General features: G+C 42.7%; 32 protein-coding genes and 2 pseudogenes. 19 read left to right on the top strand and 15 right to left on the bottom strand.

Going from position 1 to position 22,202, the window contains the following annotated elements:
• Position 1: 1 nt before the first annotated feature.
• The 13 genes from AC0IXI_RS24315 (at position 2) to AC0IXI_RS24255 (ending at position 7,966) form a co-directional block, all read left to right on the top strand.
• Entirely contained in the window at positions 2 to 217 is a 216-nt protein-coding gene (locus AC0IXI_RS24315) for a hypothetical protein (protein ID WP_471683410.1), read from the top strand.
• An 81-nt stretch (positions 218 to 298) separates the two neighbouring features.
• A complete protein-coding gene (locus AC0IXI_RS24310) occupies positions 299 to 484 on the top strand; it encodes a helix-turn-helix domain-containing protein (RefSeq protein ID WP_471683409.1) in 186 nt (61 codons plus the stop codon).
• A 73-nt stretch (positions 485 to 557) separates the two neighbouring features.
• A complete protein-coding gene (locus AC0IXI_RS24305; RefSeq protein WP_471683408.1) occupies positions 558 to 752 on the top strand; it encodes a hypothetical protein in 195 nt (64 codons plus the stop codon).
• A gap of 49 nt (positions 753 to 801) precedes the next feature.
• Positions 802 to 1,071: an antirestriction protein ArdR gene (locus AC0IXI_RS24300; protein ID WP_471679377.1), complete on the top strand. Its 270-nt coding sequence runs from the start codon at positions 802 to 804 to the stop codon at positions 1,069 to 1,071.
• Positions 1,061 to 1,555, top strand: a complete 495-nt coding sequence (locus AC0IXI_RS24295; RefSeq protein ID WP_471683407.1) for a hypothetical protein — start codon at positions 1,061 to 1,063, stop codon at positions 1,553 to 1,555. The genes AC0IXI_RS24300 and AC0IXI_RS24295 overlap by 11 nt, the downstream gene beginning before the upstream one ends.
• 5 nt (positions 1,556 to 1,560) lie before the next feature.
• A complete protein-coding gene (locus AC0IXI_RS24290) occupies positions 1,561 to 1,752 on the top strand; it encodes a hypothetical protein (RefSeq protein ID WP_471679380.1) in 192 nt (63 codons plus the stop codon).
• Between the two features lie 340 nt (positions 1,753 to 2,092).
• Positions 2,093 to 2,317: a hypothetical protein gene (locus AC0IXI_RS24285; RefSeq protein WP_471683406.1), complete on the top strand. Its 225-nt coding sequence runs from the start codon at positions 2,093 to 2,095 to the stop codon at positions 2,315 to 2,317.
• Entirely contained in the window at positions 2,307 to 2,900 is a 594-nt protein-coding gene (locus tag AC0IXI_RS24280) for a hypothetical protein (protein WP_471683405.1), read from the top strand. Before AC0IXI_RS24285 ends, AC0IXI_RS24280 begins: the two co-directional genes overlap by 11 nt.
• Positions 2,893 to 3,288, top strand: coding sequence for a hypothetical protein (locus AC0IXI_RS24275; protein WP_471683404.1), 396 nt, complete (start codon positions 2,893 to 2,895; stop codon positions 3,286 to 3,288). The genes AC0IXI_RS24280 and AC0IXI_RS24275 overlap by 8 nt, the downstream gene beginning before the upstream one ends.
• A 648-nt stretch (positions 3,289 to 3,936) precedes the next feature.
• Complete coding sequence (gene umuD / locus AC0IXI_RS24270) at positions 3,937 to 4,356, top strand: translesion error-prone DNA polymerase V autoproteolytic subunit (RefSeq protein WP_471679429.1); 420 nt, start codon at positions 3,937 to 3,939, stop codon at positions 4,354 to 4,356.
• Between the two features lie 8 nt (positions 4,357 to 4,364).
• Entirely contained in the window at positions 4,365 to 5,624 is a 1,260-nt protein-coding gene (umuC, locus tag AC0IXI_RS24265; RefSeq protein ID WP_471683403.1) for a translesion error-prone DNA polymerase V subunit UmuC, read from the top strand.
• A gap of 86 nt (positions 5,625 to 5,710) precedes the next feature.
• A complete protein-coding gene (locus tag AC0IXI_RS24260; RefSeq protein ID WP_471679393.1) occupies positions 5,711 to 6,199 on the top strand; it encodes a hypothetical protein in 489 nt (162 codons plus the stop codon).
• 954 nt (positions 6,200 to 7,153) lie between these two features.
• Positions 7,154 to 7,966, top strand: a complete 813-nt coding sequence (locus AC0IXI_RS24255; protein WP_471679398.1) for a tyrosine-type recombinase/integrase — start codon at positions 7,154 to 7,156, stop codon at positions 7,964 to 7,966.
• A gap of 240 nt (positions 7,967 to 8,206) precedes the next feature.
• On the opposite strand, the gene AC0IXI_RS24250 is transcribed toward AC0IXI_RS24255, so the two are convergent.
• A protein-coding gene (locus AC0IXI_RS24250; RefSeq protein WP_471683402.1) for an IS3 family transposase occupies positions 8,207 to 9,317 on the bottom strand; the annotation gives its coding sequence in 2 pieces (ribosomal slippage) (positions 8,207 to 9,065 and positions 9,064 to 9,317; 1,113 coding nt in all).
• Between the two features lie 486 nt (positions 9,318 to 9,803).
• Here AC0IXI_RS24250 and dinQ point away from each other — a divergent pair.
• On the top strand, positions 9,804 to 9,875 hold the full coding sequence (gene dinQ / locus AC0IXI_RS24245) for a damage-inducible type I toxin DinQ (RefSeq protein ID WP_370451542.1): 72 nt from the start codon (positions 9,804 to 9,806) through the stop codon (positions 9,873 to 9,875).
• A gap of 74 nt (positions 9,876 to 9,949) precedes the next feature.
• Here the strand turns inward: dinQ and AC0IXI_RS24240 are convergent, their stop codons facing one another.
• From AC0IXI_RS24240 to AC0IXI_RS24220, 5 genes and pseudogenes are all read right to left on the bottom strand, one after another.
• Positions 9,950 to 10,159, bottom strand: a complete 210-nt coding sequence (locus tag AC0IXI_RS24240; protein WP_471679399.1) for an Hha/YmoA family nucleoid-associated regulatory protein — start codon at positions 10,157 to 10,159, stop codon at positions 9,950 to 9,952.
• 70 nt (positions 10,160 to 10,229) lie between these two features.
• Positions 10,230 to 13,049, bottom strand: a complete 2,820-nt coding sequence (mobF, locus tag AC0IXI_RS24235; RefSeq protein WP_471679400.1) for a MobF family relaxase — start codon at positions 13,047 to 13,049, stop codon at positions 10,230 to 10,232.
• Positions 13,050 to 13,057: 8 nt separating this feature from the next.
• Positions 13,058 to 13,285: a type IV secretion system DNA-binding domain-containing protein gene (locus AC0IXI_RS24230; RefSeq protein WP_471683401.1), complete on the bottom strand. Its 228-nt coding sequence runs from the start codon at positions 13,283 to 13,285 to the stop codon at positions 13,058 to 13,060.
• Between the two features lie 74 nt (positions 13,286 to 13,359).
• A pseudogene (locus tag AC0IXI_RS24225) lies at positions 13,360 to 14,493 on the bottom strand (type IV secretion system DNA-binding domain-containing protein); the annotation flags it as partial.
• A gap of 100 nt (positions 14,494 to 14,593) precedes the next feature.
• Complete coding sequence (locus AC0IXI_RS24220; protein ID WP_471679402.1) at positions 14,594 to 14,932, bottom strand: hypothetical protein; 339 nt, start codon at positions 14,930 to 14,932, stop codon at positions 14,594 to 14,596.
• 446 nt (positions 14,933 to 15,378) lie between these two features.
• Here AC0IXI_RS24220 and AC0IXI_RS24215 point away from each other — a divergent pair, with 446 nt between their 5' ends.
• The 5 genes from AC0IXI_RS24215 to AC0IXI_RS24195 all read left to right on the top strand — a co-directional run bounded on the left by AC0IXI_RS24215 (position 15,379) and on the right by AC0IXI_RS24195 (position 17,872).
• Positions 15,379 to 15,762: a hypothetical protein gene (locus tag AC0IXI_RS24215; protein ID WP_471683400.1), complete on the top strand. Its 384-nt coding sequence runs from the start codon at positions 15,379 to 15,381 to the stop codon at positions 15,760 to 15,762.
• Positions 15,762 to 16,457: a StbB family protein gene (stbB, locus tag AC0IXI_RS24210; RefSeq protein ID WP_471679404.1), complete on the top strand. Its 696-nt coding sequence runs from the start codon at positions 15,762 to 15,764 to the stop codon at positions 16,455 to 16,457. The genes AC0IXI_RS24215 and stbB overlap by 1 nt, the downstream gene beginning before the upstream one ends.
• Before the next feature lie 2 nt (positions 16,458 to 16,459).
• Positions 16,460 to 16,747, top strand: a complete 288-nt coding sequence (locus AC0IXI_RS24205) for a hypothetical protein (RefSeq protein WP_471683399.1) — start codon at positions 16,460 to 16,462, stop codon at positions 16,745 to 16,747.
• 141 nt (positions 16,748 to 16,888) lie between these two features.
• Positions 16,889 to 17,620, top strand: coding sequence for a SprT-like domain-containing protein (locus AC0IXI_RS24200; RefSeq protein WP_471683398.1), 732 nt, complete (start codon positions 16,889 to 16,891; stop codon positions 17,618 to 17,620).
• Positions 17,621 to 17,650: 30 nt separating this feature from the next.
• The gene (locus AC0IXI_RS24195; RefSeq protein WP_471679407.1) at positions 17,651 to 17,872 is read left to right on the top strand and encodes a hypothetical protein; all 222 of its coding nucleotides are present in this window, start codon (positions 17,651 to 17,653) and stop codon (positions 17,870 to 17,872) included.
• 263 nt (positions 17,873 to 18,135) lie between these two features.
• Here the strand turns inward: AC0IXI_RS24195 and AC0IXI_RS24190 are convergent, their stop codons facing one another.
• The 9 genes and pseudogenes from AC0IXI_RS24190 to AC0IXI_RS24150 form a co-directional block, all read right to left on the bottom strand.
• Positions 18,136 to 18,387 carry a hypothetical protein gene (locus AC0IXI_RS24190; RefSeq protein ID WP_471683397.1) on the bottom strand — a complete coding sequence of 84 codons (252 nt, stop codon included), beginning with the start codon at positions 18,385 to 18,387 and terminating at the stop codon, positions 18,136 to 18,138.
• On the bottom strand, positions 18,387 to 18,974 hold the full coding sequence (locus AC0IXI_RS24185) for a hypothetical protein (protein WP_471683396.1): 588 nt from the start codon (positions 18,972 to 18,974) through the stop codon (positions 18,387 to 18,389). Before AC0IXI_RS24185 ends, AC0IXI_RS24190 begins: the two co-directional genes overlap by 1 nt.
• 45 nt (positions 18,975 to 19,019) lie before the next feature.
• The gene (locus tag AC0IXI_RS24180) at positions 19,020 to 19,232 is read right to left on the bottom strand and encodes a hypothetical protein (protein ID WP_471683395.1); all 213 of its coding nucleotides are present in this window, start codon (positions 19,230 to 19,232) and stop codon (positions 19,020 to 19,022) included.
• A gap of 128 nt (positions 19,233 to 19,360) precedes the next feature.
• Positions 19,361 to 19,699, bottom strand: coding sequence for a hypothetical protein (locus tag AC0IXI_RS24175; RefSeq protein WP_471679411.1), 339 nt, complete (start codon positions 19,697 to 19,699; stop codon positions 19,361 to 19,363).
• A gap of 106 nt (positions 19,700 to 19,805) precedes the next feature.
• Positions 19,806 to 19,991, bottom strand: coding sequence for a hypothetical protein (locus AC0IXI_RS24170; protein WP_471679412.1), 186 nt, complete (start codon positions 19,989 to 19,991; stop codon positions 19,806 to 19,808).
• A gap of 53 nt (positions 19,992 to 20,044) precedes the next feature.
• Complete coding sequence (locus tag AC0IXI_RS24165; protein WP_471683394.1) at positions 20,045 to 20,710, bottom strand: antirestriction protein; 666 nt, start codon at positions 20,708 to 20,710, stop codon at positions 20,045 to 20,047.
• A 516-nt stretch (positions 20,711 to 21,226) separates the two neighbouring features.
• Entirely contained in the window at positions 21,227 to 21,574 is a 348-nt protein-coding gene (locus AC0IXI_RS24160; protein ID WP_471679414.1) for a helix-turn-helix domain-containing protein, read from the bottom strand.
• A complete protein-coding gene (locus tag AC0IXI_RS24155) occupies positions 21,564 to 21,845 on the bottom strand; it encodes a hypothetical protein (RefSeq protein ID WP_471683393.1) in 282 nt (93 codons plus the stop codon). Before AC0IXI_RS24155 ends, AC0IXI_RS24160 begins: the two co-directional genes overlap by 11 nt.
• 99 nt (positions 21,846 to 21,944) lie before the next feature.
• Positions 21,945 to 22,202 (bottom strand): annotated as a pseudogene (locus AC0IXI_RS24150) (DGQHR domain-containing protein); the annotation flags it as partial.

The raw sequence follows: 22,202 nt of genomic DNA, 5'->3' as shown, positions 1-22,202 counted from the left end.
GGTGTCCTGGCTTGTTCCCGTCACCGGAAACGCCCTCTATGCGCTGGTCGTGGTGTTTATCATCTGCGACCGCTACAGATATTTTGAACAAGATTTTACGCACTCCGGGGCGCGTTACGGTAAACTGTCCGGGCGTCACTGGCTGGCGCTCCGGTGTCTGCGTCCGGGCTTGTTCCAGGCACCGGAACCCCTCTCCTTTAATTCCCCTGGCAGTTAGACATACAGCGCTTTCTGTCCAGTTGCATCAATTTCAAATATCGCCTAATCTACTGTGAACTATAGTTCATAAAAAAACAGCATGTACAAACCATCTAAAGAAGAATTTAAAGCAGAAATGAAGCGTAAAGGCTGGACACGCCCTCAACTTGCTGAACGCTGGGGCAAGTCAGAAACATGGATAAGCAAAATTGCCGGGAATGATGAAAGGGATCAGCACTGGAATGATGCGTTAGCGGGTTTGCCAAAAAATAAAAGTGAACTATAGTTCATAATCTACCTTGCTTAGTTGTGAACTATAGTTCACAATTAACGTATTGAACTCACAATGAGTAACCGTTATGAAAGTCTCAGCACTTGTATGTATCAGGCCGGATGAAGATGCTTATTTCTTTACGGCTGGTAAAACCTATCCGGTCGTAACAGATAAAACACACCTTAATTTACCGGGTGTTGAAGTTGCGGACGATGAAGGGGAGTTGGTTTTTGTGAGGCTGAATGGTTCAAGTCATGGCGATTTTAAACAAGAGAAATAAAGCCGCGCAGCGGTTTTTCTTGATTCAAAGTTAATGGCGGGGGTGATGTATGAGCAAGAGGCTAAAAATGGTTGATGTGGTTAGTATCGCCGCCTTGTGGCGTAAAGAGCATCCCGAACACGCGACAATAGGTGTTGTGATGATCTGGGAAGAAAACCCCTATGGCTGGAAGAATTGTTTACGTGATGCGCACTGCGAGCGTCCAGGCGTTATTGCTGTGGATGTTGATAATCACATATTTATAGCGGAAGGGGGAAATGATTATGACGGAGCTAAATGTTGGGTTGCAACAACGCAGGAGTCTTTTAATGCAAAGTAAATTGTACTGGCGGGTTTTACTTCCTTCTCAAGCGATAATCACTCTGACTGTGTTATGTCTTTTTGCATTAAGTGTGTTGGCTTTACTAGGGTTTATATATAATCCAACGCAGACGATTTTCTTGATGGTTTTCAATTCCGCACAAAATACCCAACATCAAGGCATTTCTGAATTGGATGTGTTTACTCAGATGCTATATGTTCTTTTTTGTTTTTTGTCCCTCTACATTAGTGCATCTGTGGGGCATTCATTAGGAGGTTTTTTAAGTAATTTATACATTAATGCGGTGACTTCATCTAAAGAGAATAAAGTGATAGCCAAATTCTTCGATAAAAAGCGAAAGGAAAATGAAGCTTTATCCGTAGAAGTGAATAAAAAAACGCATTGGAAATTGCAAAAAAAGATCATTGGGAAAAGTGGAAGCTCGCGAACAATAGCACAATTTCCTACGGCGACTGGAAAAAAGTTATTTACGCGATGGTGACTACAATGATTAATTGGCTGGTACTCATTTGCGGTATACTTTTCTTCTGTAATGCTCTGTTTGATTTGGCTGGGTATTTCAGTCGTCTGGTAGATCCGGGTTATGCCTGGGTAGTGCCTGTTGGTATGACCATTTTTGGCTTTAGTGCTGCAATTTTAGCTGGAGTTCTAAGCTGTCGTGCCGATAAAACTAATTAAAGCTGGTTTTTTCACACTAGAGTAGGTAGCCAATGGAACCGTTTAACATAGTATTTTTATCAATAGTAGCTATATTTGGAATGCGTTGTTTCTGGAAAGCGTGGTATCTCCATCCAGAAATGACTAACAATGCTGGGGCTAGATATACTGATATTGCATTAAAATCGGGTGCTAACTCCCCCATCATAAAAAACCACATTAAAAATCGCAGGAACATCTATTTTATAGGTGGGGTTGCCAGTATTATTATGTTGATTTTATTATTCTAAAGCCGCTCGGCTTTTCTTGATTCAAGAGGAAATGAAATCAAATAATTTAAAGAATGCAGATGGAGAAGAGTGTGGAATATACAAAGAAACAATATCTTTTGATTGGTGTTGTATTTATTTTAGTGGCAATTTTTGGTTTTATGCTTGAAATGACTGATAATGGGGATGATGTTTTACATACTCAGGTATTAGTCAGCGTTCTTTGGAAAATATTTGCTGTTGTAGGTGGTATTATGTTTTTTATTGGAGTGCTAAAGAAAGCTGATGATAAAAAGAAAAGCAGAAATGAAAATTAAAATTGCTGATGAAGAACTCTGCGATAATATACTGGAGTCTGAGTCGTTAGCGCATGGGATCGTTAATCTTAATAGCAAATTCGCCCCTGATGCTGATGAAAAGAAACGTTATCAATGCGCAGACATTGTTAAACATATCATTGAATTTGATTCATCAATTCAATGGTCAGTTGATTCTATCCTTGATGGTGTCAATAAAGCAGAAAACATTGGTTATTCATCTGCCGAACTATCAGAGCTAAAAGAACTGACAATTCTCTATATCAATGCGCTAAAAGATATTCAGGAACGTACAACCAGAGAATGTTCAGAACTGGCAGAGAAAGCACTACTTTCTCATGGCATTAAGTTAGATGTTGAGAGTGACTTTCATGTTGACGGCTATCAGTTTAAAGCAACACCTGTTACCGACAAAATAAACTATATAGTGTCGGATTTATTTTCTTACAGTGACATTGCTAATATCAATATGAGTCTTGCTGATGTAACGGTAACAGGCGATAAAAAAATAAGAAAAACGCAGTTGCCAACGCGATTAATAATGAATCTTTGGGTTAATAACGAGGAACGGTGTAATGGATAAATTCAGTGAAATATTTCTTAGCATTGTCCTAAAACATGTTGAGACTATCCCGGAAGATGAATATCAGAAATATACGCAACTCAGTGAACACGGTGAGTCTGTGTATCCTAATAATGATGCCTGGCGAGGATTTGCATGTCGGGCGACGAGAAGAGAATTAATAGAACAGGCATGGTCAGTTAACGCCATTAAACCGGGCGACTATTTAAATGGATTTCTAAATGATAAAACAGTCATTGTTGGTCATATAGAAATGGAATATGAAAATAGTAAAAGTAGTGCCCCTGTCTACTTCTTTCCTGATGGCGGGATCTATGCTGCTGCTTTAGGTAACGACCGTGTTTATGATGCGTGGCTTTCATGGCCTTGCTATCCTCATGGATGGTAAACCGTTCCGTTGGGTGAGGCCGCAAAAGCGGCCTGACTTATGGCGTTCCTGCGTGAATACTTGCGCCCAATCCCCCCCCGCAAAATCTCAGATTTCACGTAGCGCAACGCGACTCCTGATACCATCAAAAAAACTCATCAATATCTTTTGCCATGCAAAACACCTAACTCACTGTAAAAAAACAATTCATACTCGCGCCGGTTGCGCATCGAGCGCGGCGGCCATGTCGTTTTGCAGCTGCGACCGCTACAGATATTTTGAACAAGATTTCACGCGTTTCCGGGCGGCATCCGGGACACTGGCGGCATCACTCCGGGCAGATCACAACCGCCTGGTATTAATTCCCCAGGCAGTTAGACATACAGCCTTTTCTGTCCAGTAGTACTGGCTGAGGGAGATCTGGCTTGATAAACTGGTATAACGATTTAAATACAACAGGGAAATTCGGTATGTGGGCATTTGAAACGGTTAACGTATTAAGTCTTTTCCTGTGGAGCATTGCTCTTCTGTGCATAGTGGCAGCATCGTTTGCTAAAAATATTTAAAGAAAGGCCGCGCCAGCGGCCTTTTTTACCCCTCCTGTTTAGATTGTCGCATTCCTTTCATCTCGCTATACTGTAAAAATGTACAGTTGTTTGGTGTCTTATGATGAAAGCAGAAATCTACTCTCCCGGTCAGTCCGTTAATCTAAAAATACCTTTGTTCTCATACAGATGTGAGGCTGGCTTTCCCAGCCCTGCACAGGACTATATCGACTCCACACTTGATCTGAATGAATACTGCATTCGCCACCCCTCGGCCTCGTACTACCTCCGGGCTTCCGGTGAGTCGATGGTCGAATCCGGGATTCAGTCGGGTGATCTGCTGGTTGTGGACAGGTCACTGACTCCGGTACATGGCAGCATTGTGATTGCCTGTATTGACAGTGAGTTTACGGTTAAAAAACTGTGCCTCCATCCCCGCCTGTGTCTGATGCCCATGAATCCGGCCTACAGCCCGATTTACGTCGATCCTGATGAACTGGAAATTTTCGGGGTCGTGACGCACAGCATTCATGATTTTCTGTAGGAGGCATCATGTACCTGCTGTGTGACGTAAATTCGATGTATGCGGCCTGTGAGCAGCTTTTCAGACCAGACCTGAGAGACAAGCCCGTCTGCGTTCTTTCGAACAACGACGGGAATTGTGTGGCGCTTAACCGCCAGGCAAAAAGCCTCGGTATCAAGCGCGGCGCACCGTATTTCCAGATCAATGCGCTGATACAGAAACACAATGTCGCCGTGTTCAGTTCTAACTACACACTTTATGGTGATCTCAGTGCGAGAGTATTTTCCGTACTGGACTCATTAGCTGTTAAAACAGAAGCTTACAGCATTGATGAAGCATTCCTGCTGGTAGACGGCATCGAGGCCAGCGAATCCCTGCAACATTACGCTCAACGGGTACGGGACACTGTTTATCAGCATACCGGGCTGACCTGTGGGATCGGCGTGGCGCAAACCCGGACACTGGCAAAGCTGGCTAATCATGCCGCCAAAACATGGACGGCAACGGGCGGTGTGGTGGTGCTCACTGAACGGCACCGCCAGCGGAAGTTAATGCACCTGCTCCCGGCTTCCGAGGTGTGGGGTATTGGACGGAAAACCAGTCAGAAGCTTGGCGCAATGGGTATACATACCGCACTGGAGCTTGCTGATGCCAGTTTACCGTTCATCCGTAAGACGTTCGGTGTGGTTACTGAGCGCACTGTACGGGAACTTAACGGGATTTCATGCGTATCTGTAGAATCGCACCCCGCCAGGCAACAAATCATTTGCAGTCGCAGTTTTGGCGAGCGGATCACCACGTTACAGGCCATGCATGAAGCGATCTGTCAGTATGCCGAACGTGCCGCAGAAAAGTTACGCGCCGACAGGCAGTTTTGCCGACATATCACGGTATTCATGAGTACCAGCCCCTTTTCCCGCGATCCCTACTACAGCAACAACGCCAGCCAGCGCCTGATGCTGGCAACGCAGGACACACGCGATATTGTCGCGGCGGCAGTCCGGGCGCTTGAATCGGTATGGCGGGACGGGTACAGGTATCAGAAAGCGGGGATCATGCTCAACGATCTCATGCCCGGTACAGGCCAGATTGATTTGTTTGATGAAACGCCACCCAGGGCGAACAGCGCCGCGCTTATGCGCGTGATTGACAGGATAAACCAGACGGAATCCTGTGGAATTAATTTTGCCGGACAAGGGATCAACAAAGGCTGGCAGATGAAGCGCGAAATGCTCTCCCCGGCGTATACGACGAACTGGAAACAGCTTCCGGTTGCAGTCATTAAATAAGTGGTACATCTTCGCCAGAGCTGGCTGTAGCAGCGCCGGGCGCGTATCCTGTGTGATACTTTCGTTTGCGTGACAGGTGACTTTGAATGGAATTAACGGTCTTAAATGTAACCCTGATGGGGGCAGCAGGTTCGTTTATTGGTGTGGCGTTTTCGGCGCTGATTAACTGGATGATAGCAAAAGACAACCGCGCAAAATCTCTGAATGAATGGCGCAGAGAGAAATTACTGGCACTGGTCTATGAGTTCCTGCATGAATATAAAGAATGCACCTCCCGTAATAACAGGAATATAGGCCAGTATGATATAAGTATTATTACTGAAATGGCGCTTAAAAATTATCATCCCTGTGATCAGAAAGCTTATCAGATATGCCTGTTTATGCCTGCAAATAAGAGTGAAGATTTTATTGGGAAATATAATGCGATGAAACTTGAGGCAGCAAAAAATACCGATAAAATGCACCATAATTTTATGACAGGCAATCATTATGATTATTTCTCAACAACCGAAGATTACAGCCAGCTTAATGATGTGATTGCATTATTGTCCGGTGTGATAAAGAAAATGAAGTAACCCCGGCTCAGGTAAGCGACGAGGTGGTGATTTTTCAGGCGCTCTCTCGTCAATTCTTGCCTCCAATCCCCCCGCAAAATCTCAGATTTCACGTAGCGCAACGCGCCGCCTGATACCATCAAAAAAACTCACCAACATTTTTTGCAATGCAAAACACCTAACTCACTGTAAAACAACAATTCATTGAAACGCCGGCTTCGCCCTCGATGCGCTGGCCGTGGCGTTTATCAGCTGCGACCGCTCCAGATATTTTGAACAAGATTTCACGCGTTTCCGGGCGGTATCCGGGACACTGGCGGCATCGCTCCGGGCAGATCACAACGGGCAGGTATTAATTCCCGCGCCACATTGGACGTTCAGGTTTTTCTGTCCAGTTGCCCTTCCCTTGTTCTAATAGTTACAACATACATCTATTCATCACAACATCTGGTGCCTGTCGGCGGCATCGTGCCTGTATCCTGGGCTGTCCAGATCTGAGGGGCGAACCGCGCCCCGGAAAGTCCGAAACCGGACACGCACCCGACCAGGCAAAACGGCACTATCGGAAAAAATGTCCAAATTTATTTCTGGTGATCGGATTTATTACGCTCGGCCTGTCTGCCGCGCTGCGTCATAATTAACGGCACTGGCCTGACGACTTAACGGCGACACACGGCGAACGGCTGCGGCGTGAGTTTTGTCTCTTACAGGAGACAAAGCCGGGGTCAGCCTGGAAAAAGGAAAATAAACCACGCTAAGACTCTTTTCAGGATTCGTCACCCCTGAGTAGCAGATACACGGCGCTGGCCTGACGGACTAAACCCCTACAATAGATACACTGATCAGATCACGACTCTTAGCGAAGCCGGGAAACTGCCGGGAAATTTTTTCCCGGTGGGCTCACGGCTGGACAAGTCCGGGCAGACTGCCCGGAGGCGTCAGTGGTTTTTGAATGAGGATGCGGAGCGTAAAAAATTGAGTCACTTACCCCCGGCGATTTTGCAGAATTTACACAGCGGTGCCATTCTCCCGGCTGGCGGTTCGCTGCCCCTCGATGCTGCCCGGACAATGCGCGACTACGCCGCACACCTCGGCGCGGGTCTGCCGAAATATTTACTCGCCCCGGAAATCAGCTTACTCCTTTCCTATATAGATGATCTGACCGCCCGGATGTACTTTGAAACGCTGTGGAATACGGGCGCGAGACTCAATGAAGCACTGGCACTTACCCCGGCGTGTTTTACGCTCGAGCCGTCGCGCCGCCACCCGCAAGCCGTGGTGGTACTCAAAACCCTGAAACAGCGAAACCGGGAAGCCAGCCGGGGGCGTGGGCGACCTGCAAAAGATGCCGACACTGACCATCCCGATCTGCGTTACCGGAAACCGCCTGAGCCGGGGGTAAGGATCGTGCCGCTGCTCGATGCGGCCTACGCGCAACGGATGCGCGAATATCTCGCCACCTGGCGAAAGCGCGTGAAGCATGTTCCTGTGTGGGATATTCGTTCCCGGCAAACGCCGCTCAACTGGATCAGCACTGCCCTTACCCGCGCAGAAGGTGACGGGGTAACGTTTCCGATCACGGTCACGCCGCACACCTTCCGTCACTCGTTCGCCATGCATCTGTTAATGAACGGCGTACCGCAGAAGGTGTTACAGGGACTGCTGGGGCATCGGTACGCCCGGAGCACTGAGGTTTATACGCGCGTGTTCTCGCTCGATGTGCTGACCGGAAAAGGATTGTCATTCAGCTACGACGCGCAGACGGCAAGGCGGTTACTGGCTGACTGATGGGTTAAAAATGTACTGACAAACCCCGGACAAGCCCCGCCAGTGGCGGGAAAACGGGGTAAAAACGCTTCCCGGAAATTTTAAGAAAGCCTGCCTTACCCCGTCCTTTCTGCCCTGCCCGGTTTACTTTGTTCTGCGTCAATAAAACCAGCAACATGTTTGATGAAATGTACTACATGTAGTGTTTAAAATACTTACGTAATCAAGATGTTGTGGTGCGGTGGTGTAAGCACACCCGTTTTAGTTCCACGCACTTTTTGAGATTTCCGGGTTATCAGCCATCAGCCGGTATTCTTCCGGCGTCAGGTTATTCAGGGATTCATGAGGCCGCTCGCTGTTATATTCTGCCAACCAGCGCTCCGTGATCTCCCGTGCTTCATTCAGTGTTCTGAACAGGTAAAAATCCAGTATTTCGGTCCGGTATGTTCGGTTAAAACGTTCGATAAACGCGTTCTGCGTTGGCTTTCCCGGCTTGATAAATTCCAGTAACACACCGTGCTCTTCGGCCCACTGCGCCAGAACCAGTGATATTAGTTCCGGCCCGTTATCCATCCGCATCTTCAGCGGATATCCTCGGTTTGCCACTATCCTGTCCAGCACCCGCACAACCCGCTGCGCCGGGATATTCAGGTCAATTTCTATGGCCAGAGCTTCGCGGTTAAAATCATCCACGACGTTGAAAGTCCGAAAACGTCGGCCACATGTCAGCGCGTCGTGCATAAAATCAATCGACCAGCACTGGTTGAGTGCTTCCGGCGTTGCCAGCGGAGCCGGATTGCGCACCGGAAGACGTTGTTTCCCCTTGCGGCGAAAATTGAGCTTCAGCAGGCAGTAAATCCGGTGAACACGCTTATGATTCCAGGCGTTACCCTGCCTGCGAAGCACCTGAAAAAGCTTCTTAAATCCGTATCGCGGATAGCGTTCTGCCAGTTCAGTCAACGCCAGGATCACCGGTTCATCACGCCGGGTATCGGGCTGATAAAAATACACCGTCCTGCTCAGCGATACTGTCCTGCATGCCTGGCGGATGCTCATGGAAAATTGTGCAGCCAGATAGCTGACAAGTTCCCGCTTTATCGCTGGTTTTAAAGCTTTTTTCGATAACGTCCTTCAGCGCCCGGCATTCCAGACTCAGATCAGCAAACATCTGCTTCAGACGACGGTTCTCGTCTTCAAGATCTTTGATTTTTTTGATATCAGCGGCTTCCATCCCGCCATATTTCGCCTTCCAGTTGTAGTAGCTGGCTTCGGAAATAGCGGCCTCGCGGCACACATCTTTGACGGTGCGCCCGGCTTCAACAGACTTCAGAACGGCGATGATCTGGTGCTCGGTGAATCGGATCTTACGCATAGCGATCTCCACAGGTGACATAATCAGTATGTCGGAAGATCTCTAAAAGTGAATGGTGCGGATTACAGGGATGCTTACAGTGGAAGGATTTGAAAAGGTACAGACGTAAAAAAACCGACTGGTGAGGTCGGCTTCTTTACGGTTCCGGTGCGGAGTTGGTGCTCTGACCGGAGGGGAACATTCAACATCTGACCACTTAATTATATGCCCTGGGCATTCAGTGTCAACCACAACACAGGATTAGCGGTTCGGGGGTGGGGCGTTGTATAATCAGCGGGTTAGCTCTGTTAAGTGGCTCTCCTGCCCTTAAACCCCGTTGTAGCGGGTATGAACAGTTTAAAAGTCCTGGCTGAACAAACAGGTGGTGCTGTGTTTAGTGCTCTGGCAGGAGGGGAACATTCAACATCTGACCATGTAGAAACCGCGATAACAGGCAGTGTATGAGCAAGTCGCGGTGTTCTTCCTCCAGTTCTACTGGAGAAACGCATGATTGATAAAATCATCATGGTTCTGAAAGCCGTTATCGTGCTTTTAGAGCTGATCCGCATCTTCTTCTGAGGATAACGGAAACGTAGCTAAGGCCGTGGAGTTAACCGCTTCACGGCCTTTAACATTTTATAAGACCAGTAAAATTATGTGACGTTTTTCCATGCTGATGCTGGTACTTTATCCCAAAATTTACCATGTATAATTTCTGCTCGGCGGTGATCTGATGCACTAAGCAATGCATCAAGTTCATCATTAGCCACCTTATCTCTTAGGTGATCAAATACCTTTTCAAGCGTTTCTAGTGTTGTATATCGTCTGAATTTCAAAAGGTATCGCTGTTTTTTTTCATTCATTTAATGGTGCTTTCTCTGTGTCAACGGTTGTCTTACATGCAAAAAACTTTTGCATGCAAAAATTTTTGCATCAAGTACGTTCTTTACTTTTTTGTTGCGTTTTTTCCATAACCTTATGATTTAATTCCATTGCTGCTTGTTTTGTGCTGGCTCTCGCAACAGAAGCGGGAAGCTTCTTAAGATTGTCTGTGTACACTTTGACTACATGTTTAGCTCGGGAAATAGCTACGTAATACCAATCTTTACTCACTGTTTTAGATTTAGCTTCAATGTTTGCAATGACTCGATTAGAAGTTAATCCTTGTGCTGAGTGAACCGTAGATACATATGCATAATCCAAATGAAGCTTATCCTTTGTATTGAGGATAATGTCTTTATTATCTTTATCTTTTAAATGGAGTTCGCCATTTACGATAGCATTGACAGTCACCCTGTCACCATTGGCAACATCAAGCACTGCATCATTTCGGGTAATGACTAGTTTATCCCCTACTCCGTAGTGCTGAGTTGCTAGCTTATATACTGAAATATGCTTATGGTGTGCTGGATTTATAGATAACCTATCACCGTTTGATGCTTCAACGATTAGTGAGTTATTTTCCCCCTGCGCTTTGACGATGTACACTTCCCCTCTCTTCAAACCTGCATGCGGGTAATCTCTCTCAGGGCGTATAGCTGTAGTGTCAGCATTGTAATTTCGGCTATAACGTCGTTCGGCTTGTGTTGAGTCAAACCTAGAAAGTGCGGTAATTTTCACTTCATCACGGATCTTTAAACCATCTCGAATTAGACCGTTTATTTTTTCACGGCTTTCATTTGTACCTGTTAATACAAGCGTTTGCTCTCGTTCTTCTTTTGTAAGACTAATATATTCATCTGCTATTTGCTTGAATCTGAGAAATGAATCTTTGGTTTCACTAACCTGTGTGATAAGAGCCAAAGACTCAAGACTACGACCAACAGCCGCCAGTTCTACCGCTTTAAGTAATGTAGGGCTTTCCTTTTGCCTTTGAATTTCATTCATCAAGGCTGTATCCATACCATTACGTTGAAGTAAAGCAAAGGGGATACCGGCTTCAACAGCTTTTGTTTGCTCTGTATCTCCCATTAGAACAAGCCTTGCGCCTGTTTCTTCTGAAATCTCAGCCAATTTAGCCAACAGGCGGTTAGGTAGCACTCCGGCTTCATCCACATAGATAAATGTTTTTTCATTTAACGTATGTTCACGACTTAACGTATGTAGAAACGATGCAACTGTTCGTGCTTCTGTCATTCCATCTTTTTGCAAAGATTTTACCTGTGAGCCATAAGGCGCTAACGTGTGCACTGTATAACCCTCTTCCTTTAGTTTCTCCGTAACGGAATTGGACATAAAACTTTTGCCTACCCCGGCTTGCCCTTGAACGCCAATGATACGGCTATCACTACATAAGATTAATTCAGCCGCTTCACGCTGATCTTTACGCAAAGTGGTGGTATCCATGAAAGAATGAGCTTGTTCATTCGTCAGCACTGGCGTAGATGCCCCGCGCCCATTACGTTCGCTGGATAAAATCTTTCTTTCTTGTTCCAAAGCTTTTTGTGTAGTAAAGCGTTCCGAGTGCTTTATCAGCCGTCCATGTGCAATAGCGAGGTCTACTTGCCGCCTGGCCTCGTTTCGAGTTCTACCCAACTCAGTCATTTCTTTAATCCACTGAGTCTTAGTAAGAGTGAGCATTTTTTCGGAGTTAACAGCGGTATAAAGGGGTTCTTCTGTTATTAATTTACCAGACTCCTTTAACCTGATTATTTCCTTTTCGATGTGATCAGAAGTGGCCTTTCCCATAGCATGATTAATGGCTGTAGTTTTCAATTCATCAAGTGTGAGAATGGTATGCCGTTCCGTATGGTGGTTGATTGCAAATTGCATTGCCCGTTTTGCCACTTCTTCCGTAGAAATGACTTCCATATTTTTTGATACTGGAATAGCTTTCAATGGCATATCAACACCATCAAGGTTTAGATCTCTTCTCTCAAAATCAATGCATAGCTTTTTGGCGCTGTTCTTCCACTCCTTAAACAATTCTTCTCTATCGAGACTATTATCTTTCTTTTTTCTTGTTGCTCGAGCGGCAACAGTCCGTTGGGCTGCGGTGGAGTTTTCTCTACTGAGTCCCATATCTAAAAGCTTCTCATTAACCTGTTTGAGCCTTGTAGACATCCCCTCTATTTGCTCCCGGCTTATATGTGCCAACTCAAAACTATTTTTCTCCAGTTTTAATGCATAGCCTAAATCCTCCAGTTCTTTAGCCAGGGCAGACTTATAGATCATGTCATAGTAAATTGGGTTCTTTATTAATTCATCGTTAACCAATGCTCGCCATTCACCATCTGCACGTTTAGTTGCATTTAACGCAACAGCATGCGTATGTAAATGCGGTTCTTTCTCTCTATTCGTTTCATGTCTGAACTTTGCAACTATGAGATTTCCCGTTTTTTCAACATAGTTTTTCCCGTTAATTTTTTGCCTGGTCTGCGCCCGTTTTTCAAGCTCAGTAACGGCGGCTGCAACTGCACGATCATGGGCAAGAATGATATTCGAATCACCTGCAATCAATGCCTGTAGAGATACAGATTTAGGAGCCTGAAAAGTAAAGTCTATGCCTATACGGTTTTTGCTATCGCTACGCTGTGTTCGTGCCATCAATGAACCATCAGGCAATTTACCGTTCAGCATATCCTTAAATGTTTTTTTATCTACTTCACCGTCTAGACCAAAAATTTCAGCCCCTGCACCTTGCCACGACTTTGATTCCCCTTCCTTCTGGTAATAATCATCAATACCATCCATAAAGTATTTTGTAACATCATCAGCGCCTTTCTCAGCGGTCAATACCGTGACATTTAACATCTTCCCCCCTATAAGAATGAACGAGGTATGTAGGCTTCATTACGAGCCTTAAACGCAACAATCGGTACTTTTACTTTTGCGATAGGGTATCCCCTGGTAAGAGCAACGTAACCTTCTCGATCAGGCAGGTTAGAAATTTCACTTGCAGTAACAACCCTATCTTTATCATTACCTTCTGCAAGGCTGCTGCCACCCCCGCCTCGAGAACTTGTGCTTTTAGTTTCACGGTCACGCACAACATCAAACTCACCGAGCGCAACGGATAATACTTCTGACGTTCTATCATCTGAGCGCGCCCCCCTAAAGCTACTAAATTACGATAGCAACTTCTTAATGTAATGGAACCTGTGGTTCCCCATATTTCATCTAACTGAGATATGGCCTGAATACATGAAATAATTCTCAAGCCTTTCTTTCTTCCTTTTGTTAATGCTGGTTCTAATGCTTTGAGTTTATCAAGTGAAGCTAACTCATCTGTATGTAACCATATTCTTTTTTGTTCATCTTCCGGCAAAGATAAGATTGCATTACATATAATATCTACCCATGTAGAAATTAATGGTTTTAATGTGGCTATTTGATCTTCTCGCCATGTTATAAATATATTTCCAGCATCAGGATCAGCTAAATAATCACGAATTGAAAATGAACCGCCTGGCATAATCATTTGTGCCGAAAGTTTGTTAGATAAAACAAAACGAGCAGAACCTAGAGTTCTATCAGTACCGACAAATAGAGACTCTGCTTTTGTACCTCGGCAAAACTCTTCAAGTTCTTCCTCTGGCGCGTTCAAACACCAATAATAGATTTGAGAAAAATCACGAACCCCTTGAGAATGTAGCTTTTTAAATACCTCTGTAACTAATAAGCGTCCATATCCATTCCATTCTTCCTCAGTCGAACTTTTCCCTAATGGTACTAAAGAATAAGAATAAGTCTCGAAGTCATATACTTCTCGCATTTCGTTGAAAATTGTCCAACCCGGTGTGCGTTCATCGTATGGATTTAATAATACATCCCCTTCTTTATAAAAGAGCGATGTGAAAAATCCATCAGGATCAACTATTACCTGCCTATCGCCCCGCAGAAAAATAGAATAAATAGCTTGTGTTAAAATCAATGTTTTAGCCGAACCCGTAGCCCCAACTATTAATGTCTGGAGATTTTCCAACGCCAAAGGCATTTTTATTGTTGCCAATATAACTTGCTTGTTCTTTCTATCATTGGTTTTGTTATTTAATGCCTCAGAACTTACTACATCACTACCCCTTAACCTGTAATTATATTTATAACCCTTAAAGTCAGGGTTATTTAATTTAACCAGAACAACCCAAAAAACTATTGCCGCAATACATGCACCTAAAGACGATAAGTACAAAACAGGATGCTCTAATGTATCTGGAACAAGGTTAACAAAACCTTTTATTTTAGGATTAGTTACCATAACCAGATCATTTTTCTTAGCAGCAGCAAGCCAGCCAATCACTGGTGCAACAACCGTCAATATAAGTCCAAGCTTATGAGTATCTGCATTTCTTCCCATTTTATAGCTCCGTTTGTTTTATGCCTAAACGCTGCATTTCTGCTTTAACGTTATTTAATATTTCTGGTTTTGCTAACGCTCGTAACAATAGAAGAGTTTCAATTGTTACGGGGTCTAAACCACTACGAACATTAGTAGAAAGAAGTTCTATTTTATTATGTAACTCTAAAACATTTGTAATAATTACATCTCTAAACTGAGCTTCATTGCTGTTGTTCTCCAACAAGAAACGAAGATATTCTGAGAATGATTCATACCCTTTTGCACGTTCCCGAAGTGTGCTTTCAAGAGCTTCTGGTATGAGCAAATTCACCCTGGAAGCGTAGTTTTTTTTGGTCATTGGCACTCCTTCAATTTGACTCATTAACATAATACGAATAGTATTATCAATATAATCATATTTATCAGTTAGTTACATGAGAGAAACAACACATATGTATTATGCTTTGTATGATGTAAATACCTGTCTATAAATTATACTTATCATTTCAAATCAGTGCAATACCGCACCTTTTAGGGTGCGTATTGTGTATGGCTTTTTAGGGTTAAGGGTTAAGGAAAAATCGGCTATTAATTAATCAAAAAGGGTTAAGGGAGGATTCGATCAGGGAGTATTTAAATCAGATTTTGAGAAACACATACATAAAAGGGACAAAAGAGAGACATAAAAGGGACAAAAGAGAGACAAAGAAGGGACAAAAAAGGGACAAAAAAGGGACAAAAAAGGGACAGAACATTTGACAGGTGAAAAAAAAGGGATCATTATTAGTAAAAAGGGGGGATGTTATGAAAGATGGTGAATATCGACTTAAAAAAAGTGTGGTATTTAGAAACAGTATGCCTGAGATAATGAATAAAATCAGAGAGGGTGCGACGTTAAAGCAAATCGCTGATGAAATGGGAATGAAATTTGAGACATTCCGAAAATATTATCAACGATTCAAAACTGATGTGCCTGTAAATGATAAGCCAATTATGCATGATTCATTTTCGCATGCAAAAATAAATACAGAAGTTGAAACACCATCAAATAATGATGGTGCTGAAAATGAAAATTTGACTGAAAAGCAAAAACCAGATTTCGAAACAATTCTTGATGCTGAGAAACGTTCTGGACTTAATGATAAGTATCTCACACAGCGCAAACCTATTGGAAAAGGAAAGAAATAATGAAAGTTGCTACTATTAATTTCTCTGGTAATAATGGTAAAACAACCCTCGCGGAAAATCTGTTTCTTCCAAGAATTCCGAATGCGTTGTATTTAACAGTTGAAAGTATTAACTCAGGGAGTGATGCTGAAAAGGTTCGTGGTAAAGATTATGGCGCTATCCTTGAAGAAATGATGATGACTGACAATGCCATTATTGATGTTGGTGCTAGTAACGTAGAAGATTTAATGAAATTGATGCGTCAATATGCGGGTTCGCATGAGGAATTTGATTATTTCATCATTCCGGCGGTAAAAGAATCAAAACAGATTGATGATACCATGTCCACGATAAGAGCATTAAATGCGCTTGGTGTATCACCTAAAAAAATCAAAGTCGTCATGAATAAGGTAGATGTTGATGATGATGTTGAGGATGTGTTCTATCCGTTATTTGCAATGAACAAAGAAGAAAAGAATTTTGTTCTTTCGCCAGCGGCTAAAGTGGAAACATCAGAAATTTATCCATTGCTCAAAACCTACAAAACAACAATAGAACAACTATTAAATGATGGCACCGATTGGCGCGTGAAAATGAAGGAATCAAAGAGTGAAGATGAAAAACGTACTGCCGTTCGCATGATTTCAATGACACGGCTTGCACGTTCTGCGAAAGATAATCTAGATGGTGTTTATCGTACCTTAGTTGGTAAATAATTATGAAGTCGCAATCTCTAATTGAAACCCTTGCAGTTACCGTAATGGAGGATGTTGCGGAACTAGTAGAAAACCTAAGTCGTGTTGATTCCAATGTTCAGGAAGCGGTGAAGAAAAGCCAGGCGAATATTGATAAGGTTAATCGAGAATCCGAAGCCATTACTCGGAGATTAGAGGAGGCTTCTAGAGAATTGATAAACACATTAAAAGATGTGAAAAAAGCAGAGAAAGAAAGTAATAATGAATTAAAATTGTTACTCCTAAAGCAATCAAAAAAAATACGATGCTAACGTATACTTGTATTATTGCTTGCTCTCTTCTAGCTGGTTCATTTGTATATTTTACTTTCTAAAAAAAGGGCGCAAGCCCTTTTCTTTTTTTAGAATTGTATTGTACAATGCAATTGTAATGTACAATACAAAGAGGCCATCATGAATACCTCGATACCTACAACAGATACCTACCGTGAACTGCAAGAAGCATATGATTTCTTCAATCGCACTCTTTTTAACTCGCGGCTGCCATCTTGCTTAATAACGTTGCAGCGCGAAAAACGAACTCAGGGGTACTTTTCAAGTAACCGATTTGTCGCCCGTGACAGCAAGCTTTACACGGATGAAATCGCAATGAATCCGTCATATTTTGGGATCTGCCCCATCGAGGAAACTCTTTCAGTGCTTGTTCACGAAATGGTGCATTTGGATCAAGAACACAATGGCAAGCCTGGGCGGGGTCGGTATCATAACCGTCAATGGGCTGAGTGGATGATCAATATTGGCCTTTACCCTTCTAGTACTGGTTTAGAAGGGGGTTCTAAAACTGGCGATCAAATGTCCCATTACATTGTCAGTAATGGTCAATTTGACAAATTCTGCAAAGAGCTAATGACTAAAGATTTTACACTAACGTGGATAGACCGATTTCCTCCCGTTACTCAGAGTGCAATCTCTTTACAAGGTGGGTTATCCTCTTTGCCCGTCGAAGATGAAGATGATGCATTAGGTAATCCTGATGCCGCAGATCACTTTGAAGCTCTGGTATTTAAACCGATAGAGGAAAAGCAAACGCGTTTTAAATTTACATGCCCGGAGTGCAAAACTAACGCCTGGGGGAAAAAAGCTTGGTTGTGCTTTGCGGGATCTGTGAAGGAAACCCGGCGATGATTATTAACACTGAGACAAACAGGGGCGGTAATGACTGAGCAAATTCACCAGAAAATCCTTATATCTTTGAGCCTGGATGAAACCCAAAGATTAACGCGACTTTCCGAACGCCCCACACAGAAGAAGCCTATAACAAAAACAAATGTAGTCAGAGCGGCTCTCCTTGCACTTGAAAGTATGCCTCAAGAAAAACGAGCAGAGTTTTTTGATGAAGCAGAAAGAAATGCAATTAAAACAGGAAGGCGCTGGTAGAGCCTTGGCTAAATATCAAAATAAAGGCACCAAAAAGGCACCACAAAGCCATAACTTACCACAACCAATACCCCCCTACCACAAAACAAAAAAAACGCCGTAAATAGCGTTATGCGGCGCTTTCATTTCTTTAGACATCAAGCCATAGCCGTATGGCCGGAAACCCGTAAGGGGTTCCGCGAAGCTTATCATGCTATGCATGGTTAGCTGAGTTGGATTGACGACGCAACATGAAATGTTGCGGAGCCGAAGGTGTCACACATTCAGTTTTTTTTGCATGCAAAAAAAATCACTATGTAGAAACTTTTTCCCTGCCGGGATCTCATGCATTCTAACCCCTCTAGATCAGCAAGTTTTTCCGCTCGCCATGAACCTGTAGACATGAGCTTGTAGTCAGTCCCTTCAAAACGCCTGAAAGTGGATGCTGTAACTAAAAAGTGATTCTGGAACTTTTCAATTTGAAACAGGTATTTTTTATTAATTTTTTCCACTTCATCAAAATACCAAACAGACATTAATTTTCCTTTTCATGAGTCTTTATTAATGCGGTAATTTTCACCAATAATTCACCATCAACATTTCCAATATTTAAATCAAATCTATCACCATCACTATAATAGCGAGTGACTTCAATATCAGGTTTACTACGGTGCCACCTTCTAAGGCAAAGTTTCATGTCAGATCGCGCGGATTGATAAACGGAAACCAACCGCGAAAGAGCATCAATAACAAGCTGGCCTCTAATTTGCTCAGTTTTCCACTTCAATACTTCGGCCTTTCGTGCTGCAATGGCTTCATCATAACCAATAAACAGACGGCGTTTAACTTCGCGTCCAATCTGATAAGCGCTCCGGGAAACAGAAGCATGCATTTTACTATGCTCCGACATTCCCCCAAAAACGCAATAATTTATCTGTGAAGCTATTGCGTATTTACCATTAGATGGGTGAAGAGAAATAAGATGATCACGATTATTTTTATTGGTTAAGTAGACTGTGGGCTTACCATTACTCAAACCTTTATTCACAACCCAACTATCGCCAATAGTTTTAGCCAGGCTATCAAGGAAAGGAAGATCAAAACCGTTCGGGAAAGCAATCATAGGGAACCCTAACGGCGCAATGCATGCATTGCGCCGTTTTTTCTGTTAGTTAAATTTACGTGACCGTTTAATAAACTTTAACAATGACTCTAACTGCCAGCCTTTGAGGGAAGGAATGCGGGTTGGTAAGCCCTGTTCTTCATTACGGATAAGAGTTTGACCTAAAGAAATTAAATCATCATCAGAAATTGGTTGCCCTGAAACTTGAGTAGCAAGTGATTGGCTTGGAGTGTGTAAACCATGATTAGTACGGATCATATAAAATACCTTCTCCCGAGTCGGCGGGGTTCCGTTATGGCCTTTGCCACATCACTTATTATATATATAATTATATTTATTTCAATATCCACGAAAAAAAACATGGTCTTAACCATGTTTTCGTTTTATTAGGCGTAACTAGAAAATCTATACCCTTTAAATGGGTTGGTTTTATTCATTACTGTATAATCATCTCTTACTGATGGCTTATCATGATTTTTTAGTAAACGCTTAACGATAACTTCATCATTTTTAAAATGATTAAGTTTGGCGTATTTTTTCCCCTGTAATGAAATGTCATCATCTTGTACCGTCCAGGTTTCAATTTCCCGTAACTTAACAGTACTTTTACCAGATACGGCGACAACCTGGTAGAAATGAACATTAGTTTGCTCACATCCCCATATAGAAACAAAAACATCATTAACTGAAATTTTGTTACCTTCAAAAACAATTTCATTAACCATGATTAAATATCTCTCCCGAGTCGGCGGGGTTCCGCTATGGCAATTGCCACACTTCTTATTATATATATAATTATATTAAATTCAACCAATCAAGAATAAATGTTTATTATTTTAAAAAAGTACCAGCAACATAAAATCCTTTATTAGCTGCCACGGTTTTTAAAACTTCAAATATAACTTCATCCTGAGTTAATTTTCTAAAACCAATCTCACCCCTCCTACTATTTATTTGAGACTGCATGTTTTTAATAATTAACTTCATTTCATCTTGGTCTGACTTGCATAAAGACATAAATAGAACCCATTTAGATTTATGAAAAGGGGGCGCAACGCCCCCCATGCTATTTAATCAATGGCTCTCATTACCAGCAAGTAATCCTCTGCGCTTAAAGTATTAACAAATTCTCTAAGCAAGTAATAATGTTTGGTTAAATATTCCTGCAAATTGTGATAGTCCCTGCTGTGTGCAATAGCGATCAAGTCAGAATATACATAAAACATTGAAATGATGCCTGCTACCTTTGCCGATACCGTTTCTGTAAAATAATTAGGTAACGATAGTTCATATTCATTATCATCTGGTGCTGCAAAATAAGCCCCATTAGCACAAGTATAAAACTCCCAGTATCCACCATTATAGTTAGATGAATATTTACTCATGAAATTATAAAGGCCATTTTGCCCACGAACAAATGCACCACCAAAAGCAGCAGGGAAAAAGTTCATCCGTGATCTTTCAGCAATCAGGTTAACTTTCATTGTAGAGAATCCAGACACCATAGCATCCTGTTCCTGAGATTCTGGTTCGATATGATCGAGCATATTATTTAAAGCGTTACGTGCATCGCTAGCACTTCTATGGCAGCAAGTGATGATTTTGTTTTTTTCTTCCAGCGGCAAGGAATCAATCATTGCTTCACGGCGGGCAGTGTGTACATCAAAACCCTTTGCCAGTACATCCAGCATCACACGAGCGGCTTCTACTGCATTGGTTGGCTTGTTTACTTTCATTTTATATCTCCTGGCCTACTGGCCTTTATTGGTAAGCAACGTTGCTTCCATGTGTTATATATTACATATTATAGTATGTAATATCAAGTTTTATTTCTCTATCTCTTTGTTTTGTATGCCCGTTAGGGCATGGAAGGCGACCGCACAGATCTCTAAATAATTCCACGGCAGCCATTCGCCGGGAAAATCAGTATCAAATAGATATGGCGATCCATTCCCTCGCCCTGCAAAGCCAATACAGGCTATCAGGCGACTCTGACAGCCCATCAAGCCCCGTTGAGCTACAGGAACGGCTTACAGACGTTTCTGTAGTGATTTACGGGGGATTGGTGCGCCATATGGCGCACCTAGCGGCGTAATAATGATGAAAGCTATGAAAGGAAAAGGAATATTGATTGAACAGAAAAAAATTAACGTTAGCGATGGCAGCCCGAAGGGGCGAGACAGCTTGCCTGGCTCGATGCGTAGCACAACGTAGCGACCCCGTAGGGGGAACGCCAGCCAGAAAAGATTTAATTATTTAAGTGAATTATCCATCTTTAATTTATCATTTTCTGCCAACGCATTTTGAAGTTGTTCGCGTAGGATTTTTATTTCTAAATTTTCAATCCCTGCTAACTCTTCCATATCATTTTGATTACTGTTTTCTTGTAAACGAGGAAGCAAGATATATTCGGGATGCTCGTTTAAAAGTAATTTTATCCAGTGATATTCTGCAACCGAAACCCTCGTATCGTTTTGTTCCTTTTTTTGCCATGAGTTTAATGTCATACCAAAAAAATCAGCCAACTTTTGCTGTGACCAACCAGTTTTAAGCCGTAAAGCTTCTGCGAGATCACCCCTATAATCAGGTTTAATTTTCATGATTTTTCTCTTCTTCAATGAAATTAATAAATTTATTCGTTAATTCGAGCATTGGATAATTTTCTGGTATGAGAATATCATTCACGCCAATATAAAAAACTTGATTAAATACTTCAAACCGTTTTTCCTTTGCACCATTCGCCCGTTCAATTTTTGAGGGATTTGTTCGGTCAAAAATACGGTAGTGCAGTTTAAATTGAATGCCGTCACTATAAACAGTTAGCATCTTGTTAACTCTGCCTTTACTTCTAGTAAAGAAAATTTCTTCCACTTTGAAATCTCCAAAAGTAATAAAATCAAGCAAGACCGTTCTATACTTGACTCGGTTGAAAGCAAAGCAGCCCTAAACTATTAGGGCTGTGATCATAACTTAAAAACTGCCGCGCTCAATAACTTCTACAAGTTTTTCAGCCGCGAGTTTTTGTGCTGCGCTGGTAACAATGATAGTTGGACGCTCTTTGTTACCTTCAACGCAAATTCCATTCCAATTCTTAATCAAGAAAAACACTTCTTTGATCCATGTGTCAGCACCAATTGCTAGGCGTTCTGCAAGGCTCATGAGGGGGCTAAAGCCCCCTCCATTTTTATCAGGCTCTGTTCTCAACAGTTTTACGCCCATATGATTTAT

This window comes from Buttiauxella sp. AC038 (assembly GCF_979253565.1).
This window is presented reverse-complemented; position numbering and strand designations above follow the sequence as displayed.

Excerpts from the sequence above, each read along its gene's own strand:
- AC0IXI_RS24310 (WP_471683409.1), top strand. The coding sequence starts at position 299 with ATGTACAAACCATCTAAAGAAGAATTTAAAGCAGAAATGAAGCGTAAA.
- AC0IXI_RS24305 (WP_471683408.1), top strand. The coding sequence starts at position 558 with ATGAAAGTCTCAGCACTTGTATGTATCAGGCCGGATGAAGATGCTTAT.
- AC0IXI_RS24300 (WP_471679377.1), top strand. The coding sequence starts at position 802 with ATGAGCAAGAGGCTAAAAATGGTTGATGTGGTTAGTATCGCCGCCTTG.
- AC0IXI_RS24295 (WP_471683407.1), top strand. The coding sequence starts at position 1,061 with ATGCAAAGTAAATTGTACTGGCGGGTTTTACTTCCTTCTCAAGCGATA.
- AC0IXI_RS24290 (WP_471679380.1), top strand. The coding sequence starts at position 1,561 with ATGATTAATTGGCTGGTACTCATTTGCGGTATACTTTTCTTCTGTAAT.
- AC0IXI_RS24280 (WP_471683405.1), top strand. The coding sequence starts at position 2,307 with ATGAAAATTAAAATTGCTGATGAAGAACTCTGCGATAATATACTGGAG.
- AC0IXI_RS24275 (WP_471683404.1), top strand. The coding sequence starts at position 2,893 with ATGGATAAATTCAGTGAAATATTTCTTAGCATTGTCCTAAAACATGTT.
- umuD (WP_471679429.1), top strand. The coding sequence starts at position 3,937 with ATGAAAGCAGAAATCTACTCTCCCGGTCAGTCCGTTAATCTAAAAATA.
- umuC (WP_471683403.1), top strand. The coding sequence starts at position 4,365 with ATGTACCTGCTGTGTGACGTAAATTCGATGTATGCGGCCTGTGAGCAG.
- AC0IXI_RS24260 (WP_471679393.1), top strand. The coding sequence starts at position 5,711 with ATGGAATTAACGGTCTTAAATGTAACCCTGATGGGGGCAGCAGGTTCG.
- AC0IXI_RS24240 (WP_471679399.1), bottom strand. The coding sequence starts at position 10,159 with ATGAATGAAAAAAAACAGCGATACCTTTTGAAATTCAGACGATATACA.
- mobF (WP_471679400.1), bottom strand. The coding sequence starts at position 13,049 with ATGTTAAATGTCACGGTATTGACCGCTGAGAAAGGCGCTGATGATGTT.
- AC0IXI_RS24220 (WP_471679402.1), bottom strand. The coding sequence starts at position 14,932 with ATGACCAAAAAAAACTACGCTTCCAGGGTGAATTTGCTCATACCAGAA.
- AC0IXI_RS24215 (WP_471683400.1), top strand. The coding sequence starts at position 15,379 with ATGAAAGATGGTGAATATCGACTTAAAAAAAGTGTGGTATTTAGAAAC.
- stbB (WP_471679404.1), top strand. The coding sequence starts at position 15,762 with ATGAAAGTTGCTACTATTAATTTCTCTGGTAATAATGGTAAAACAACC.
- AC0IXI_RS24205 (WP_471683399.1), top strand. The coding sequence starts at position 16,460 with ATGAAGTCGCAATCTCTAATTGAAACCCTTGCAGTTACCGTAATGGAG.
- AC0IXI_RS24200 (WP_471683398.1), top strand. The coding sequence starts at position 16,889 with ATGAATACCTCGATACCTACAACAGATACCTACCGTGAACTGCAAGAA.
- AC0IXI_RS24195 (WP_471679407.1), top strand. The coding sequence starts at position 17,651 with ATGACTGAGCAAATTCACCAGAAAATCCTTATATCTTTGAGCCTGGAT.
- AC0IXI_RS24190 (WP_471683397.1), bottom strand. The coding sequence starts at position 18,387 with ATGTCTGTTTGGTATTTTGATGAAGTGGAAAAAATTAATAAAAAATAC.
- AC0IXI_RS24185 (WP_471683396.1), bottom strand. The coding sequence starts at position 18,974 with ATGATTGCTTTCCCGAACGGTTTTGATCTTCCTTTCCTTGATAGCCTG.
- AC0IXI_RS24180 (WP_471683395.1), bottom strand. The coding sequence starts at position 19,232 with ATGATCCGTACTAATCATGGTTTACACACTCCAAGCCAATCACTTGCT.
- AC0IXI_RS24175 (WP_471679411.1), bottom strand. The coding sequence starts at position 19,699 with ATGGTTAATGAAATTGTTTTTGAAGGTAACAAAATTTCAGTTAATGAT.
- AC0IXI_RS24170 (WP_471679412.1), bottom strand. The coding sequence starts at position 19,991 with ATGTCTTTATGCAAGTCAGACCAAGATGAAATGAAGTTAATTATTAAA.
- AC0IXI_RS24165 (WP_471683394.1), bottom strand. The coding sequence starts at position 20,710 with ATGAAAGTAAACAAGCCAACCAATGCAGTAGAAGCCGCTCGTGTGATG.
- AC0IXI_RS24160 (WP_471679414.1), bottom strand. The coding sequence starts at position 21,574 with ATGAAAATTAAACCTGATTATAGGGGTGATCTCGCAGAAGCTTTACGG.